A 16760-nucleotide genomic window follows, 5' to 3' on the forward strand; every position below is an offset into this window, starting at 1 on the left:
TATGGGCAAAGGAACTTTTATGTCGGAAAAAATCATCCCGGCCGCGTCATCCGCGCGCGCCGAAAATGCACAAAGCACCCAGGCGATCATGCATCTGTTGCGTCGTCTGCACTTCTATATTGGCCTGTTTATCGGCCCATTTATTTTCGTCGCCGCGCTGACCGGCACACTGTATGTCCTCACGCCGCAGCTGGAAAATAAGCTGTATGCGCAACAGTTATTTACCAGCGCCAGTGGTGAAGATCGACCACTGTCGCAACAGGTAGCCAGCGCGCTTCATCATATGGGCGCTGAAGCCCATATCGTCGCGGTACGGCCTGCACCCTCTGCCGGGGAAACCACCCGCGTGATGTTTCGCGATACGAAAGCTGGCCCATCGGAAACTCATGCGGTGTTTATTGACCCTAAAACGCTGGAGATTCGCGGTGAGCTGACGGCCTATGGCACCAGCGGTATCCTGCCATTCCGCACCTGGCTGGACTATCTGCATCGCAATTTATTGCTGGGTGAGTTTGGCCGTAACTACAGTGAGCTGGCCGCCAGCTGGCTGTGGGTTGCCGCGCTGGGTGGCGCGGCGTTGTGGGCGATGAGCCGCGCGCCGCGCCGTAAAGCATCATCCCAGCGCGTTTCACGCACTGCCCGCTTCCTGCGTCAGCGCCACTGGCACACCACGCTTGGTCTGGTACTGCTGGTTGGGCTGGTGTTCTTCTCGGCCACCGGCTTAACCTGGTCGAACTGGGCGGGAAATAATATTTCGCAGATGCGCGCGCATTTTGGCTGGCTGACACCAGCGGTTAATACCCAGCTGGGTGGCACGCAGCACGCAATGCCAGCAGATGAGCATGCAGAGCACCATGGTCACGATATGGCGATGATGACGCACCACGCCGAACATGAGCCGCTGTCACCGGCGCAGTTCGATGCGGTAATGGCCGCTGCCCGTGCGGCCAATATTGATGCCGGTAAGGTGGAAATTCGTCCGGCCTATACGGCGGATAAAGCCTGGGTAGTGTCTGAAATCGATCGTCGCTGGCCAACGCAGGTCGATGCTGTAGCCGTCAATCCCCACAATTTCCAGGTCACCGATAAGGTCGAGTTTGCCAGTTTTGGCCTGTTAGCCAAACTGACGCGCTGGGGCGTCGATGCGCATATGGGCGTGCTGTTTGGGCTGGCAAACCAGCTGGTGCTGGCACTGTTTGGCGCCGGATTGTGCCTGATGGTGGTGTTAGGTTATCGCATGTGGTGGCTGCGTCGTCCGGCGCTGAAACAGCAGGCGAATCCGGCGGATACCCTGATTTACGGCTGGCGTAAGCTGAATCTCAGCGGACGTTTTTTAATGTCAGTGCTGGTTATCGCGCTGGCATTCAGCCTGCCATTAATGGGCATCAGCCTGCTGCTGTTTTTACTGATTGATTTCGTGCGCTGGAAGAGAAGTGCTAACGCCTGACGCGGAATAGTCTGTCAGCGGGGCGGCATTTCTCGCCGCCCCATTCCTCTCAGTATTCTGACGCTGCCAGCGCCTGCTCCAGCATAGTTAACAGCAGCGGGTTATCTACCGTTTGCAACACATGCACCAACCCACCCGCCGGCTGCGGAATGCCAACATTCACTCGCAGCGGCTGACGATAACGCCACGACTTGCCACGCGTTGGGCCAGCATGCAGTTCCACATCCGCATAATAATCGCTCGCAGTGGCGACCCGCTGATTTAACAGCCAGGCAACCACCAGCGCGTCGTGGATCCAGCAGCCGGGCAAGTTACGCGTTGTGATCGAGTAATCAATCCACGGTCGAAAAGTTTCGCTGACAAAACGCGCCAGTGGCTTATCGATTTGGGCAATCCTGTCAAGATCCTGATGGGTCATTAATGTCTGAGTCGTAACGTCCATCGGCACCAGAGTGATATTCGCACCGCTGGTCAGCACCTGATGGGCCGCTTCCGGATCGAGACCAAAATTGGTGTCCTTCAGATAATCATCTAAGGCAAATACGCCGCCCATAATTGCAATCTCGGCTACCGACTCAGCCAGCTGCGGATAGCGTTGCATCGCCCGCGCCACGTTAGTCAGCGGGCCAATTGCCACCAGCGTAATTTCACCCGGATTATCGCAAATTAGCTGGCCGATGGCGTCTACTGCAGCGTGCGTCGGCGTATCCTGCGCTGACGGCTGGCGTACGCCTTGCCACAAATGCGTCAGATTCAGCTGATGTACCCGCTGATCCAGTACCTGTCGCCATGGCTCAGGAGGTTCCTGAAGCGCCTGGCTTTCCCCTTTATACACCGGGATAGTCAGCCCGAGGCGGTTCAGCAGATCCTGCGCCACGCGATAGCCCACGTCTACCGGCGTATTACCGGCAACGGTGGTGATCATCTCCAGCGAAATATCCGGTGAGGCGATGGCCAGTGCTAAAGCCAGGCCATCATCAACATTTGCTCCTGCGATGCCATTCCCCGGATCGCAATCAATAATTACTCTTTTCATCTTTATTATCTTTATTTGCTGGCGCTTTCCGGCCTGACTGACTGGCAGCCACAGGATTCGCCGATTTCCAGCTGATGAGAAAACTCACGCAGCATCGCTTCGCCATTCCATGCTTTCAGCATCTCAATGGCCGTTTTTGCCATCTCCCTGATGGGCTGGCGCACGGTCGTCAGCGCAGGCACATGATACGCTGACTGATCGGTTCCGTTAAAACACACCAGAGCAATCTGTTCTGGTACGCGGATATTGTGTTGCTGCAATGCGCGAATACAGCCTATTGCCTGTGCTTCATTACTGGTAAACAGCGCACGCGGCAGCTTTTCGCCCTGCAGCATCTTTTCTGTCGCCTGATAACCGCCTTCGCGGGTATAGCTGGCCGGGAAGATCCACTGTGGATTGACCGTTAAACCATAGTGTTCCATCGCGTCACGCCAGCCGTTGATACGGTCCTGAGCATTCAGCATCTCGCTCGGGCCAGAGATAATGCCGACATCCTGATAGCCGTGGCTGAGTAAGTGCCCGGTGACCTGCCGTGAGGCGGCGCGTTCGTCAACCCGTAGCATGCTGACCTGTAATTCCGGGTCGACGCGATCCAGCATCACAAAAGGCGTACCGCTGGTTTTGATCAGGTCTATATACGGATGTCGGTCGACGCTATTGTAAAACAGACCATCGACCTGACGATTCAACAGGCTGTGAATCAGTTCCCGTTCACGTTTGCGGTCGTCGCCTGCGTCACCCAGCAAAATCACCAGCCCTTCGTTTAGCGCCTCCTGAATCAGCGCATGCGCCATTGACGCAATAAACGGATTGGAAATATTGGGCACCACTAAGCCATAGGTTTTCGTGCTGCCGGATGCCAGCGCGCGGGCGATACCATTTGGTCGGTAGCCGGTTTGTTTAATCGCATCAAGCACCCGCTGGCGCGTCGCCTCTGCCACCGGCCGTGGGCCATTGTTAATCACATAGCTCACCACCGCCACGGAAGTTCCTGCCAGCCTGGCAACGTCAGAACGGGTAACACGATCGGGATGCTGTTTAGCCAAACCTTTTACCTGCAGAGTAATCGATAAAAGAGAAAATGCCGGCCAGGCAACGCCCGGCCAGCCTGTTTACATCCCGGCGGCAACGCGGCTCAGATGGCATCCTCTGGAAGATTGAGATCGCGTCCGCGGGTTTCCGGTGCCACAAAGGTGGTGAGAAAACCGATGGCGGCCATCGCAGAGAAATAGACCGCAATCGGCCACCAGTGGCCAGTAAATGACAGCATCGCCGCAGCAATCAGCGGTGCAGTACCACCGGATAAAATCGACCCCAGCTCTTTTGCCACCGCCATTTTGGTGTAGCGATGCGTCACACCAAACATCTCGACGCCCCACGCGGCCTGCACACCGAAAATACCCAGCGAGGCCAGCGCCATACCGGTAACAATGGTCGCTATCACCAAAGCAGGCTCACGCGTATCAAGCAGCATAAAGGTGGGCCAGGCATAAATAATCAGTAACAGGCAGAACCAGCGATAGGTAATACGACGACCAAAACGATCGGACAGCCAGCCCGCCAGCGGGATAATCAGGAAACCTAACAGTGAAGCGATAAATACGGCGGTGGTCGGTACCGATTTATCCACCATCAGCACTTTCGCCACATAGCCGACAATAAAGCCCTGCGCCAGATAGGAAGGGCCGTTCTCACCAATACGCAGGCCAACCATAATCCAGAACGCCTTACTGCGCTGCCAGAAACTCCGGCTGTCTTGTGTCGGCGGATGCGCGTCAATCATTTCGGCGCGTTGCGCCTCTAACTGCGCTTTCTTGCGCTCAAAAACCGGCGTTTCACGCAGGTTGCGGCGAATCCACAGTGCCGTCAGAGCAATCAGCGAACTACAAAGGAAGGGAATACGCCAGCCCCACTCCTGTAACTGTTGCTGGTCCATCTGTACCACCAGCAGCCACACCAGCGCAGCCAGCAGGGTGCCGCTGTTGGAACCCAGCGCGATAATTGAGGATACCAGCCCACGTCGTGCCACCGGCGCATATTCGCCGAGCATGACGGTACCGCCGGAAAGCTCCGCGCCAGCACCAAATCCCTGTGAGAAACGCAGGATCACCAGACAAACCGGTGCCCAGATGCCAATCGAGGCATAGCTGGGAATTAAACCAATCAGCGTAGTGGAAGCGCCCATCAGAATGATGGTGGTGACCATGACGACCTTACGGCCTTTGCGATCGCCCAGCCAGCCAAAAAACAGTGCGCCGATGGGGCGGGCAATAAACCCGACGGACCAGGTGGCAAAACTGGAGAGGAGTGCCATCTCAGGAGTGGCTTCCGGGAAAAAGATATCGCCAAAGATAATTCCGGCGGCAAGTCCGTAGAGCGCAAAGTCGGCGTATTCCATCGCAGTACCCAACCAGCATGAGAAGGTGGCGCGCCAGAAATCTTTGCGTCCTTCTTCAGTGGTGAGTCGTTCATCAGCCGCGGAGTTTGCCGCTGGCGAAGCCTTTTGCACTACAGATTGAGGTGCGGTCATTCAAAAAATTCCCTGATGTTAGGAGATCTTAAGAGCGCCCTTCCGTGGGTCATCGTCCCTGTTTACGAAGAGATAACTCCCCGGTGAAGACGCTCAGTTTCTGAGCCATGATGAAAGGTCATTAAAGGATTCCCTGGTGTCAGGATCTTATGTTTGTTGCGCGCCTGTCGGTTTTTAATTAACCGATCGCTTAAGTAACGCGAAACAAATGCGACCATCACTTAGCAGCCAGAACAACCAGCGCTGTGAGTTATCACTACCCTTTAATTGTATCTACGCGCGTAGATAAATCAATAGCAAACCCAACTAATTATTAGATTACCTTCACATTCGATCGCCGTATTAAGATCGATGACTCATAAAATCAGAGGGTTAAACAATCATCAATGGGTATAAAAACAGTAATTTTTATTCAACTGTTTAGTGCTAACCTTTGCTGCTGAGTCTGATACGCTGCTGAACGTTCAACTGACCACTGTTTGTCGCATGGCAAGATGTCATTAAGATGAATCCCGTCGCAAAAGACGGACTGATTCTGAAAGTATCTGTCAGAGATACTGGCGGCAGAAACAATCGGCTACCCTGCATGGACGGCAACACAGGCTGGATAACATGGCTATTATTTTGATGCGGCACGGGAAACCCGATCACGCATTTCCGGCACGAATTTCTGCGCTGGCGATGGCGCAATGGTGTGAAGAATATAACCTCTCGCGGGTCAGCGATCTGCCACCGCAGCGTAGTCTGATGATCGCCAAAAAGGCCAACGTGATTGTTACCAGCACCCTGCCGCGCGCCCTGTCGTCACTGGAAAAACTCGGTATGCAGGCGCACAGCAGCGATGCACTGTACAGTGAAGTCGACATCCCGATTCTGCCACTGACGCGCTTGCACCTGCCGCCGGCAATTTGGCTGTCACTGTGGCGCTTAATGTGGTTCTGTGGCTATTCAGGCTCGGTAGAGTCATTTAAATCGGCCACCGCACGCGCCCGGCAGGCGGCGAAACAGCTGATTCGCTTGTCAGAACAGGGCACGGTTCTGCTGGTTGGCCACGGCATTATGAATAAAATGATCGCCCGTGAGTTACGCAAGCAGGGCTGGCAAGGGGAAAAACATGCCAGCAGCCGTCACTGGAGCACGGCGATTTATAACCGGCCATTTATTTAACTGTCACGCGCCAGCGCGTCGATATCCCCGGCGACTATGTGCGGCAAGCGGGCGGTGATTTTATCTACCGGCCAGTCCCACCAGCGCAGCGCTTCTAAGCGCGCAATCTGCTCCGGCTCAAAACGCATTTTAATCACCGCAGCCGGGTTACCGCCGACGACGCTGTAAGCGGGCACATCACGCGTCACCACCGCGCGCGAAGAGATAATCGCGCCATTGCCGATGTTCACCCCCGGCATAATCAGTGCGTCATAACCTATCCACACGTCATTGCCAACGCGCGTATCACCTTTAAACGGTAACTCGCTTTTAGGCGGCATACTGTTTTCCCAGCCGCCGCCAAAGATCCAGAAAGGATAGGTCGATAGTCCGGAAAGCGGATGATTGGCACCGTTCATAATAAATTTAACCCCGCGTGCCAGAGCACAAAACTTGCCGATTACCAGCTTATCGCCGATAAACGGAAACAGATAAAGCACATTTCGTTCGAAATTTTCTGCACCGTCAGGATCGTCATAATAGCTGTAATCACCCACCTCAATTTGCGGATTCTGCACCACATTTTTCAGATAGCAAACCTGTGGGAAACCGGCCATCGGATACGGATTATTGGGATTAGGTCCCTGCATTATTCACTCCTTGCGGTGATTAATCTGACGTAATCACCGCATGACCATCACAATTAAATATGACCTAATACCGCGTCAGTTATCGCAGCGGTAGTTTGCGTCTGGTTTAGCTGACCTTCGGCAGTCACGCGCGCCAGCGCCTGCATTATGCCTCGTGCTGCCGCCTGCTCACCAAGATGCTCCAGCATCAGCGCCCCTGACCAGATGGCAGCCATCGGATTGGCAATATTCTGCCCGGCAATATCCGGGGCCGAGCCGTGTACCGGTTCAAACATCGACGGTAGCGCTGGGTTCGGGTTGAGATTGGCCGAGGCGGCATAGCCCAGCCCGCCCTGAATCGCCGCCCCCAGGTCGGTCAGAATATCGCCGAACAGATTCGATGCCACCACCACATCCAGTGAGTCGGGCTGCATCACAAAGCGCGCCGCAATGGCATCAATGTGATAGCGCGTGACGCTGACATCCGGATACTCTTTGGCTATCTCGTCAGTGATTTCATCCCACATCACCATCGTGTATTTCTGCGCATTGGATTTGGTTACCGACGCCAGACGCCCGCTGCGCTGACGTGCCGCCTCAAAGCCAAACCGTAAAATACGCTCGACACCCTGACGGGTGAAAATCGAGGTTTCAACCGCCACTTCCTGCGGTGAGCCCTGATGTACCCGGCCACCGGCGCCGCTATACTCCCCTTCGGTATTTTCACGAATACAGAGAATATCGAAGTTTTCCTGACGCAGCGGGCCGCGAACGCCCGGCAATAGCCGATGCGGGCGCACATTGGCGAACAGATCGAACTGTTTACGGATTGGCAGCAATAAACCGTGCAGCGAGATATTATCAGGCACCCGCTGTGGCCAGCCCACAGCGCCAAGCAGAATGGCATTAAACTGGCGCAGTGTGGCGATGCCGTCTTTCGGCATCATCTCGCCGTGCTCCAGATAGTAGTTGCATGACCACGGAAACCACTCGCCTTCAAGAGTAAACTGATGCACTTTTGCGCTCTGTTCCAGCACCTGCCATGCCGCTTTAATCACATCGACGCCAATGCCGTCGCCCGGAATTACGGCCACTTTATAGTTGTTCATTCACTCCCTCTCAAACGGTTTCAGGCCAGGGTAAAATAACTCAGCACTTCACATCCGCGTCCGACCGACGGCGTGGCGATCACTTTGCCTTCCACCACGTCGATCACGCTCAGGGTGCCATCCTCTTCATTGGCTATCAGTAAAGTGCGATTATCCGGACTGAAGCAGCCATCCATCGGCTTGTTGCCGACTTTTATCTGCTTCAGCGGCGTCAGCATCTCATCGAACAGCGTAATAATCGGTTCGCCAGCGCCAATCACCACCAGCAGCGCGCCATCTTCACTAAAGCGAACAATCTGCGCGGCTTTTTTATGGCCCGGTAAAGGCAGATAATGACGGATACGATGGCTTTCAGCATCAAGCACATACAACAATGGCCGTTCGGCATCGGTGGCAACCAAATAGGGATAGCGCGACGAAGCGGCAATACCGTTGATGGCACGCGGCATCAAAATATTCTCCACCACTTCACCATGCGTGGTGCAGAGATCGATCACCGTGATGCTGGCATCCTCTTCGTTCTCGGTAAACAATTTGCGGCCTGAGGGCAGAATCGTCAGGCGATGGCTGTTATGCGAAGGCAGCGCGATCTTATCGATCGGCAGATCGGTTTCAGGATCGATCACCAGGATGGTGGCACTGTTCTCGCAGCAAATATACACCCGGCCATCTTTGCCAAGGCGCGCAGTATGCGGCGACACCAGCGGGCGAATATCAATAAAATCCTTTAGCTGGCGCGTCACCAGATCGATAACCGCGATTTTATGCCCGGGATGCGGGTTATCACCGTGAACACCGTCACCGAAAATCGGTACGTAAGCTTTATTTTGCTGCGGCAGAATCAGCAGCTCATGGGGTCGTGGAGGAAAGGCGTTAAGCTGCTGCTCAACGGCAAAAGTCTGCGGATTCAGAAACAGTACGTTGCTACCCTGCTTATCAACGGCGATCAGGCCGAATGGCGCATGAGTCATATTGTTCTCCTTGCTGACAAGTGAGAATTCACTACTTTAAGCGTAGTTCATTGACTGATGCCGTTGAAAAACGTCAGGAATCGCGCTGAAAAGCCGCGCGCAGCCAGTGGCTGAACTCGGTTACCGCACGGGGCACCTGCGCCGCATACGGCCGCACAATATACAGCTTATCGGCAAACGCACCGACGGTGCGCCACTGTGGCAAAACTTCTCGTAAACCGCCATTTTCCAGCGCCGCCCGGGCACTAAAGTCCGGCAGCATGGCGATACCTAAACCGTCCAGCGCCGCATCACGAATCGACTCACTATTATTGGTGGCAAATGGCCCACTGACGCTGACCGTCACCTGCTCGCTGGCCGCCTCGTGACGGGCAAATGTCCAGCACGGCAGTTCGACTCCACGTGGGTAATAGAGGCACTGATGCTGATGCAGATCCTGCGGTGTGCCCGGTTCGCCATACTCAGCCAGATAAGCCGGTGAGGCGACTAACAGCGCGCGCGTCTCACACAGCGGCAGCGCGACGTGAGTTTCCGGCAGATTATTACTGTGGCGGATCGCCAGATCAAAGCCTTCACTGGACAGTGAAATCAGACGGTCGGACACTTCCAGCTGCACGCGCACCTGCGGATGCTGGCGCAGAAAGCCGGTGATATGCGGCACCAGCTGCTGACGGGCAAACGCCACCGGCGCGGTTACGCGTACCATTCCACGCAGTGGCCCACTGGAATCTCTGACGCTGAAAAAACTTTGGGCGATCTGCGAAAAAGGCGCGCGCAGATCCTCCACCAGCTTTTCACCGGCGCTGGTCAGCCGCACGCTGCGCGTGGTGCGCTGCACCAGCGCCACGCCGGCCATCTCTTCCAGCTGTTTGATTTTTTGGCTCATCGCCGCCTTGCTGACCTCCAGCCGCTCAGCCGCACGGGTAAAACTTCCCTGCTCGGCCAGCACCGTCAGCCAGTGCAGATGAATCCACAACGCATCGGTTTTCAGTTCTTTCATCAGAATTGTTCAAAATAATAAATAATCATTTCAAGTATAGCGCTTTTTCTTCGCCGCCAGCAGGTGCAGGATAACCCCGGTGAGTTTCCCCTTTTATGCCATGCCAGGAGCCGATATGCCGTTACTACAATTCGATGTAATTCAGGGCCGTTCAGAATCTGAAATGAAAACTCTGCTGGATGCGGCGCATCGCGCGGTACTGGCGGCGTTTCAGGTTCCGGCGCGTGACCGGTATCAGATTGTTCACGAAAATAAAAGATACCAGATGGTTTTCGAGGATACCGGCCTTGGGCTGCAACGCAGCGATAATCTGGTGATGGTTCGGGTGTTTACCAGCCCACGTAGCGACCAGCAGAAACAGTTTTTTATGGCCGAACTGGCGCGCGAATTTAAACAGAGTTGCGGCATTGCCGGCAGCGATCTGATGATCACGTTTATTAGCAACGACAAGGGTGACTGGAGTTTTGGCAACGGCGTTGCCCAGTATATTACCGGCGAACTCTGAACCCTCTCGCCTGATTTCCGGCCAACAGATCCGCCTTCCCTGAGCGGATCTCTTTTTGCCTGATTCAGAGCCAGCCCGCATTTCTGCCAGCTCCAGTTGCCTGCCTGCGCCTCTCAGGCTAAATTGGACGCGCGTATCGCTACCGGGAGGAAGGGTAAGCGCAAAGGAAAGCGGGTTTAGAACAAGAGAGGAATTGATGTCGTCGGAACTACTTTCAGTTATTTTATTTTTAACTGCTATTTTGCTTTATGCGTTTAAAGCCGGGCGTAATAATATTTGGTTTAGCGTTATTCTCATCACATCAGGCTTGTTTGTTATTCTGAATGCGACGCTGTTCGCCAGCAACTATTTCACCGGCGACGGCATCAATGACGCGGTCATTTACACCCTGACTAACAGCCTGGAAGGTGCCGGATTCGGCAAATATATCCTGCCCGCCATCGGTCTGTTCGCCGGGCTGCTGCTGATATTCTGTCTGCTCTCATGGATTCTCCGGCGGCGTAATCATCTGCCCCACCATTTTGGCTATAGCCTGCTGGCATTACTGCTTTCACTCGCCTCAATTAAGACCACTCCCGCGTTTCAGCAGGTGTACGATCTGGTGCGCTCACAGACGCGCCAGGGCGAATCAGACTTTAGCGCACACTATCAAGTGCCGCATAAATCCATGAACGGCAGCAAACCCAATCTGGTGTACATCTACGCTGAGAGCCTCGAACGCACCTATTTTAACTCAGAAGCTTTTCCAGGCCTGACCGAAGAGTTGAGTACGTTAAAAGACGACGCGATTGATTTCAGCCAGACCGAGCAGCTGCCCGGCACGGATTACACCATCGCCGGTATGGTAGCTTCACAATGCGGCATACCGCTATTTGCGCCGTTTAATGGCAATGCATCCTCTGCCCTGTCGAGTTTTTACCCGGAAAACATCTGCCTCGGCGATATCCTTAAGGCTTCCGGCTATACCAACTACTTTATCCAGGGTGCCGATTTACGCTTCGCGGGTAAAGATCTGTTTCTGAAATCCCATGGCTTCGACAGTCAGAATCTGTATGGTGCGCGTGAGCTGGAAACGCTCGTCACCGATGCGAAATACCGCAACAACTGGGGATATTACGACGACACGGTGATGGATGAGGTGTATCAGAAGTTTAGCGAACTGTCACAGCAGAACACGCGCTTCGCGCTATTTACCCTGACGGTCGATACACATCATCCTGACGGTTTTATCTCACGCAGCTGCCAGCGCAAAACTTACAGCATCGAGGGTAAGGCGAATCAGTCCCTAAGCGCCGTTACCTGTAGCCAGCAGCACATTGCGCGTCTGATAGAGAGAATTAAGGCATCACCTTACTTTAACAATACCGTGATTGTGGTCTCCAGCGACCATCTGGCGATGAATAACAGCGCCTATAAATATCTCACAAAGCAGGATCGCAAAAACCTGTTCTTTATTATTCGTGGCGATCGGCCAGAAAGCGATGTAATCACCGTCAAACGCAGCTCGCTGGATAACGGTGCGACGGTGCTGGATATTTTAGGTGGCGATAACTATATCGGCCTTGGCCGCAGCAGCCTGTCTGGCATTTCGCTTTCGTCTTCATTTCTGAATATGAAAGAGAAGATCATCGAGTGGAAGCCGGACATTATACGCCTGTGGAACTTCCCGAAAACGCTGACTGATTTCACTATCGATAAGAAAAATGGCACCTTCAGTTTCTCCGGCGCTAACTTTAAACTACCGCTGCTGCTTCGCGTGAGCGAAGGTAAGGTCGAGCCATTCCCGGAAGGGGAATACTCTACTCCATTGCGCTATCAGCTGGCGGAATTTGCCGCTGACGACAAGTTTGTCTGGGTGGATACCTGCTTCAAAATGGCGCGACTCTGGCAGCCAGAACTGGCGCTTTCCCGTCAGCTTTGCCTGTCCAGCGGCCAGCTAAACGGCCAGCCGCAGGTTATGCAGATTGACGGTGACAATTATCACGGCACCGCCGACTTTAAGCCGGTACAGGGCGATGATAAAAAGTTCAGGCAGAATATCGACGAGCTTAAAATTGAAGATAACGCTATCCGCTACCAGGCCGACAGCTTTATTTTCAATCTGCCTGGCGCACCGCAAACGGTGAAAAGTTTTAGCGGTATTTCGCGTCCGGAGCCGTGGGGGCGCTGGTCAAATGCCAATCTGGCGCCGGAGGTTAAAATCGAATATCGCGAACCTCTGCCGCAAAGCTTTGATCTGGTGATTACCGCGCGCGCCATTGGCCCGAATATCCATCGCCCGATTCCGGTGAGCGTTGGTGAGGATATTCAGCAGCTGAACCTGACTGAACAGGCCACTACCACCACCTTGCATTTCAGCAACCCACAGCAGGCCAGCACGCTGGTAATTACACCGCCAGAGCCGATTGTCTCAGATGAAGGCAATATCATCGGCCACGACCCGCGTAAACTGGGAATTGGTATGATAGATATTAAGATTGTACCGACCCGGCAAAATTAACGGAATGATTAACGACGTAGCCTGAAAGCTACGTCGTTAATTCCCATTAGTCAAATAAAGCTATTGATAAATTGAACCGCTTTATGCTTTACTTTATTTATCCTCAGAAAGACATTAATCATTACCCTCACAATATAATTCAACAAATCATTAATAGCATGATTTTTATTTTCATATTAATAATTATATTAATATATCCGTCTTGCAGATAAAAAAGAAGTTAAAGGAAAACGCAATTACCGGGTGCAGAAAAGGAGTTCTGATGAATCAAAAGCGCTATCACGATCCGATGGTGTTACAGCCGGATTCACTGTTTAGTTCAGTGGGAAACTGCGGCACTAACCAGCCGGAAGAGGTAAAAAAACTCCAGCGAATGATAATGAACGCTGGCTATCAGCAGGCAACCGGCCGCGAACTGGAGATAAACGGCAAATGCGCACAGGATACGACGGAAGCGCTGGTCTGGTATCAGCGGCTATTGAACCTGTCACCCAGCGGACTGGTTGGCCCTACCGACAGCTGGTTTATCGCCGCATTAAAAGAGATGTCTCCCCACTGGCGGCCACGGCAGCAGAATGGCCCGCTGCATGTGCGCGAGGGGCAAATAACCTTTGATGCCGAAGGGCATGACTATCTCACGGTGGTTGAGCCATTCCGGCCACATCGCACTCCCTATTTCTCTCGGGTACTGCACTGGCCGGGGTACAGTTCAGGCGTTACGCTGGGCCGAGGCTATGATATGGGTAGCCGCAGTCGTGGAGAAGTCTATTCGACGTTACGGCAGGCGGGCCTCGAGGAGTTTAAAGCAGTTATCTGCTCCAAAGCCGCCGGATTAAAAGGTCATCAGGCCGGTCAGTTTGTGCAGGTCTATGGCCCGATGGTGGGAGAGATTAGCCATCAGCAACAGATAAGGTTGTTTGAGATTGCTTACAGAATTAAACGAGATGAGACCGAAAGATCTTATTTAAGGAACACAAAAAATCAGCACGAAGCAATCCCCTGGCACTCATTGAATCAAAAAATTCGTGATGTTCTTGTAGATATATATTATCAAGGCACTACTGAAGCTGAAAGCTTATGTCTGTCTGCAATGGATAATGATGAAAGTAAGCTAATTGCACACATTAGCGCTAATGCTCATTACATGACATTTGAATCAAGTCGAAACAGAATCAGGTACCTGAAATGAAAAAAAAAGCCATCCTATTTTTCACCTTAATCATTTTTCCATCAATTTCTCTGTCCATCACTTCTCTAATGGATGGAAGCGAAAAAAATGCATGCTATGCAGATGTAGACGATCGTCATAAAGGTGAAAACTGCATTGAATTACAATGGAAAAAAAGTAATAAAGAAGTAGACCATATCTTTAATAAAAAACTATCCTCTATAATTAGCGATCCTAATCTTATGGATCCATTTAATAGTAAAAGTGAAGAAACAAAAGGGAGTGTGTTTCAAAAAGAGCTATTGAAATCTCACAAAGCCTGGAAAGAATATAAAAAAGTGTTATGCCTGACGGTCGCATCTCAGGTTGGTGAGGAAGGCTTTGATTATCAGCCTACTATTGAGCAGTGCGAAATAAACATGAACAACCGTCGTATTGAGGAGATTAATCTTATGAACTAATTACTATTATCTCGGTAACTATACCACCGGATTAAAAACAGAGATCTTGATGAGTCAGGAGTGCTGTTACGATTTAAGGATGTGTAGAAAATTCTGAATGCGGTATCAACTTAAGTGCAGTAACAGGAATTTGGAATATGAAAGAGTATTTTAGCTTAGACGAATGGTGCCTTAGCAACATAGTAATAATTGAGATTTATAAAATCCCACTTAATACAGTGGGATTTTAAATCTGTTTAAGATGATAATTTAATACTTATTTTTTAAGTAATCGAGGGAGCTGATTATTCAACTCCAGCAGACAACTATCCATATACTTTTGTGTTTCTACGGTCACTTTTTTATAATTTTCCACATGCCACTCACTTAATTTTGCCTCTATCGGTGCAGGAGTACATCCAGCCAGTATGAATTTTGAGAACAAACTTCCGTCTTCAGGGCGTTTATAAAATATTACTTTATATTTAAGCTGATAGTCAGGATCAGATGCTGCTGCATCTTTGAATATCAAAGCCCAAGTGGCATAGCCAATATAAAGCGGCTCCTTATAAACATACCCGTTGGCATTATCTGACAACCACTGACTGATATTTTCTTTAGCCTTTGGCACAAAATAATCATTGGTCGGATTCTTTAAGGACTCAATACTGGTCCCTTTGTAGTTATCTTTATCAAAGCTGCGACTATCGAAACTCCCGGTCAGCACTGATAATACCGCCAGGCTTTTTTGCATGGTATTATGAGCCGTTGTGACCTCTCGCAATCGATGGTCAGCATAAAGATTATTATTTAGCTCTGGCATAGCAGACAAACTAATAATATCGACAGAACTGCCATTAGCTGCTTTAACCGCCTCAGGCTTAATGTTGCCAGAGCAGCCTGATAAGAAAACCACTGATGCCAATGCGGTTATTATTATTTTTGTTTTCATTCTTCCTCTCCTTGAGAATGCGTTATCCTCTTAATATTAATTTTCATGATGGAAACTCTTAACACCATGAAAAATTTCACTACACCATAATGTTTTACATAACATAATGATGGGTATTAAATAGAAAAGTAACTATGATGCCTGACAAGTAAAAAACAAGATTATAAAATAATACATTGGAATGTATTAGTATATGAATTATTACGTTATGAACACAGTCTCTTCAATAGGCACAGGGAATTGTTTTGATATCCCCCCTAAACAGTACTAAACTTTAATATGAATATAATAAATATATCTTAAAATATTATTAAAAGGTGAAATCTTTAATCTTAACTTATTGATTATAAAGAGTTAGACAGTATGTTAAAACAGTATTAAATGCTGAGCAGTTTATAACTAATAAACTGTTTCTAAAAAATAGAATATCATTCCTAAGCAGCTTGTTATAATTGATACTATAACGCATGCCTTATCAACTAAGGTGTCAATTATATCAGGCCCCTGGAGTTGAAGACAAGGTTTTTTCACACGCTAAACGGACATAGCTGAAGAAAAACATCTCACTAAAATGCGATTAAAAGGTATTTATAGGACACAAAAGTAAAACGTCCAGCCAGATAATCTGGCATTTAAATTTTTATTATGAAAAGGATGTGAATTTTATTGTCATTTAATACTATCAGCATAATTACAGTCATCAGAGGAATCAGTGACATTTCATTTTCAGTTAGCATAAACGTGCTTCCTTTTATTATCTTTATGTCGATAAACATTTCCTACTATCTCAATCCATTTAACTTTTGCAAATAACTCCGGCCCATGATTCGCGCATCAATAATGCCATAATACAGAAAAGATTTTTTCCACAGCGCGAAAAATTCTAAAATTTTATTTATCATCCAGGTGCAGGGCCAACAGGTGAGCATTACCGCCGAACACGGCCAACTAATTGTCCGCACCGCGCCCGCCACGTAGGGGAACCTATAAACATCACCTTTACCCCTCAACCGATCCCGGAACTGACGCTGACAGGCAGCGCGTTAGCCGCATTGGGATTTACCTCCGGCACCCCGTTGCAACTGACGCTACAGCATCACCGGCTCTGGATCACTGTCGTCACCGACGACGCCACCTGGGAAGCGCTGTGCGAGGCCAGTCAAGACCGGCAAGATTTGGGGGCGGATTGGGTGAGAGATAACGGCGAGGTGATTATCGGCGGCGACTGGCTCACCGAGTCCGGCATTGCCAACGCTGAACAACTGGAACTCACCGCCTCACCCAATGTGTCCCGGTTGCAGCGGCGGGAAGATTAGGTTTTAAGGGC

At 50.9% G+C, this 16760-nt stretch carries 15 protein-coding genes; 7 read left to right on the plus strand and 8 right to left on the minus strand.

The annotated features are described in order from the left end of the window. Positions 1 to 19: 19 nt before the first annotated feature. A complete protein-coding gene (locus ACP3TC_RS18710; RefSeq protein WP_426817027.1) occupies positions 20 to 1447 on the plus strand; it encodes a PepSY-associated TM helix domain-containing protein in 1428 nt (475 codons plus the stop codon). 49 nt (positions 1448 to 1496) lie between these two features. Here the strand turns inward: ACP3TC_RS18710 and ACP3TC_RS18715 are convergent, their stop codons facing one another. The 3 genes from ACP3TC_RS18715 to ACP3TC_RS18725 all read right to left on the minus strand — a co-directional run bounded on the left by ACP3TC_RS18715 (position 1497) and on the right by ACP3TC_RS18725 (position 5013). Next, positions 1497 to 2483 carry a nucleoside hydrolase gene (locus ACP3TC_RS18715; protein WP_313855487.1) on the minus strand — a complete coding sequence of 329 codons (987 nt, stop codon included), beginning with the start codon at positions 2481 to 2483 and terminating at the stop codon, positions 1497 to 1499. 11 nt (positions 2484 to 2494) lie between these two features. Continuing rightward, on the minus strand, positions 2495 to 3529 hold the full coding sequence (locus ACP3TC_RS18720; protein WP_426817028.1) for a LacI family DNA-binding transcriptional regulator: 1035 nt from the start codon (positions 3527 to 3529) through the stop codon (positions 2495 to 2497). Positions 3530 to 3618: 89 nt separating this feature from the next. Continuing rightward, entirely contained in the window at positions 3619 to 5013 is a 1395-nt protein-coding gene (locus ACP3TC_RS18725; protein WP_426817029.1) for an MFS transporter, read from the minus strand. 612 nt (positions 5014 to 5625) lie between these two features. Between ACP3TC_RS18725 and ACP3TC_RS18730 the strand changes: the two genes are divergently transcribed. Continuing rightward, the gene (locus ACP3TC_RS18730; protein ID WP_313855483.1) at positions 5626 to 6180 is read left to right on the plus strand and encodes a histidine phosphatase family protein; all 555 of its coding nucleotides are present in this window, start codon (positions 5626 to 5628) and stop codon (positions 6178 to 6180) included. Here the strand turns inward: ACP3TC_RS18730 and ACP3TC_RS18735 are convergent. The 4 genes from ACP3TC_RS18735 to ACP3TC_RS18750 all read right to left on the minus strand — a co-directional run bounded on the left by ACP3TC_RS18735 (position 6177) and on the right by ACP3TC_RS18750 (position 9868). After that, on the minus strand, positions 6177 to 6809 hold the full coding sequence (locus ACP3TC_RS18735; RefSeq protein WP_313855482.1) for a Vat family streptogramin A O-acetyltransferase: 633 nt from the start codon (positions 6807 to 6809) through the stop codon (positions 6177 to 6179). The genes ACP3TC_RS18730 and ACP3TC_RS18735 overlap by 4 nt on opposite strands. 53 nt (positions 6810 to 6862) lie before the next feature. Then, positions 6863 to 7897, minus strand: coding sequence for a tartrate dehydrogenase (locus ACP3TC_RS18740; protein WP_426817030.1), 1035 nt, complete (start codon positions 7895 to 7897; stop codon positions 6863 to 6865). Positions 7898 to 7917: 20 nt separating this feature from the next. Further along, complete coding sequence (locus ACP3TC_RS18745) at positions 7918 to 8868, minus strand: WD40 repeat domain-containing protein (protein WP_313855480.1); 951 nt, start codon at positions 8866 to 8868, stop codon at positions 7918 to 7920. 73 nt (positions 8869 to 8941) lie between these two features. Beyond that, positions 8942 to 9868: a LysR family transcriptional regulator gene (locus tag ACP3TC_RS18750; RefSeq protein ID WP_426817031.1), complete on the minus strand. Its 927-nt coding sequence runs from the start codon at positions 9866 to 9868 to the stop codon at positions 8942 to 8944. 115 nt (positions 9869 to 9983) lie between these two features. Here ACP3TC_RS18750 and ACP3TC_RS18755 point away from each other — a divergent pair, with 115 nt between their 5' ends. From ACP3TC_RS18755 to ACP3TC_RS18770, 4 genes are all read left to right on the plus strand, one after another. Beyond that, positions 9984 to 10373, plus strand: a complete 390-nt coding sequence (locus ACP3TC_RS18755; RefSeq protein ID WP_313855476.1) for a tautomerase family protein — start codon at positions 9984 to 9986, stop codon at positions 10371 to 10373. 196 nt (positions 10374 to 10569) lie between these two features. Next, positions 10570 to 12873: a phosphatidylglycerol--membrane-oligosaccharide glycerophosphotransferase gene (gene opgB / locus ACP3TC_RS18760; protein WP_426817032.1), complete on the plus strand. Its 2304-nt coding sequence runs from the start codon at positions 10570 to 10572 to the stop codon at positions 12871 to 12873. 262 nt (positions 12874 to 13135) lie between these two features. Beyond that, the gene (locus ACP3TC_RS18765) at positions 13136 to 14062 is read left to right on the plus strand and encodes a peptidoglycan-binding protein (RefSeq protein WP_313855474.1); all 927 of its coding nucleotides are present in this window, start codon (positions 13136 to 13138) and stop codon (positions 14060 to 14062) included. Then, positions 14059 to 14502 carry a lysozyme inhibitor LprI family protein gene (locus tag ACP3TC_RS18770; RefSeq protein ID WP_426817033.1) on the plus strand — a complete coding sequence of 148 codons (444 nt, stop codon included), beginning with the start codon at positions 14059 to 14061 and terminating at the stop codon, positions 14500 to 14502. Before ACP3TC_RS18765 ends, ACP3TC_RS18770 begins: the two co-directional genes overlap by 4 nt. Positions 14503 to 14758: 256 nt before the next feature. On the opposite strand, the gene ACP3TC_RS18775 is transcribed toward ACP3TC_RS18770, so the two are convergent. Then, on the minus strand, positions 14759 to 15433 hold the full coding sequence (locus ACP3TC_RS18775) for a hypothetical protein (RefSeq protein WP_426817034.1): 675 nt from the start codon (positions 15431 to 15433) through the stop codon (positions 14759 to 14761). 986 nt (positions 15434 to 16419) lie between these two features. Between ACP3TC_RS18775 and ACP3TC_RS18780 the strand changes: the two genes are divergently transcribed. Then, positions 16420 to 16749: a hypothetical protein gene (locus ACP3TC_RS18780; RefSeq protein ID WP_426818302.1), complete on the plus strand. Its 330-nt coding sequence runs from the start codon at positions 16420 to 16422 to the stop codon at positions 16747 to 16749. The last annotated feature ends 11 nt before the right edge of the window (positions 16750 to 16760 follow it).

Source organism: Winslowiella sp. 2C04 (genome assembly GCF_050037805.1).
Classification (GTDB): domain Bacteria; phylum Pseudomonadota; class Gammaproteobacteria; order Enterobacterales; family Enterobacteriaceae; genus Erwinia; species Erwinia toletana_A.

Coding starts and splice junctions, on each gene's coding strand:
- ACP3TC_RS18710 (WP_426817027.1), top strand. CDS start 20: ATGTCGGAAAAAATCATCCCGGCCGCGTCATCCGCGCGCGCCGAAAAT.
- ACP3TC_RS18715 (WP_313855487.1), bottom strand. CDS start 2,483: ATGAAAAGAGTAATTATTGATTGCGATCCGGGGAATGGCATCGCAGGA.
- ACP3TC_RS18725 (WP_426817029.1), bottom strand. CDS start 5,013: ATGACCGCACCTCAATCTGTAGTGCAAAAGGCTTCGCCAGCGGCAAAC.
- ACP3TC_RS18730 (WP_313855483.1), top strand. CDS start 5,626: ATGGCTATTATTTTGATGCGGCACGGGAAACCCGATCACGCATTTCCG.
- ACP3TC_RS18735 (WP_313855482.1), bottom strand. CDS start 6,809: ATGCAGGGACCTAATCCCAATAATCCGTATCCGATGGCCGGTTTCCCA.
- ACP3TC_RS18740 (WP_426817030.1), bottom strand. CDS start 7,897: ATGAACAACTATAAAGTGGCCGTAATTCCGGGCGACGGCATTGGCGTC.
- ACP3TC_RS18745 (WP_313855480.1), bottom strand. CDS start 8,868: ATGACTCATGCGCCATTCGGCCTGATCGCCGTTGATAAGCAGGGTAGC.
- ACP3TC_RS18750 (WP_426817031.1), bottom strand. CDS start 9,868: ATGAAAGAACTGAAAACCGATGCGTTGTGGATTCATCTGCACTGGCTG.
- ACP3TC_RS18755 (WP_313855476.1), top strand. CDS start 9,984: ATGCCGTTACTACAATTCGATGTAATTCAGGGCCGTTCAGAATCTGAA.
- opgB (WP_426817032.1), top strand. CDS start 10,570: ATGTCGTCGGAACTACTTTCAGTTATTTTATTTTTAACTGCTATTTTG.
- ACP3TC_RS18765 (WP_313855474.1), top strand. CDS start 13,136: ATGAATCAAAAGCGCTATCACGATCCGATGGTGTTACAGCCGGATTCA.
- ACP3TC_RS18770 (WP_426817033.1), top strand. CDS start 14,059: ATGAAAAAAAAAGCCATCCTATTTTTCACCTTAATCATTTTTCCATCA.
- ACP3TC_RS18775 (WP_426817034.1), bottom strand. CDS start 15,433: ATGAAAACAAAAATAATAATAACCGCATTGGCATCAGTGGTTTTCTTA.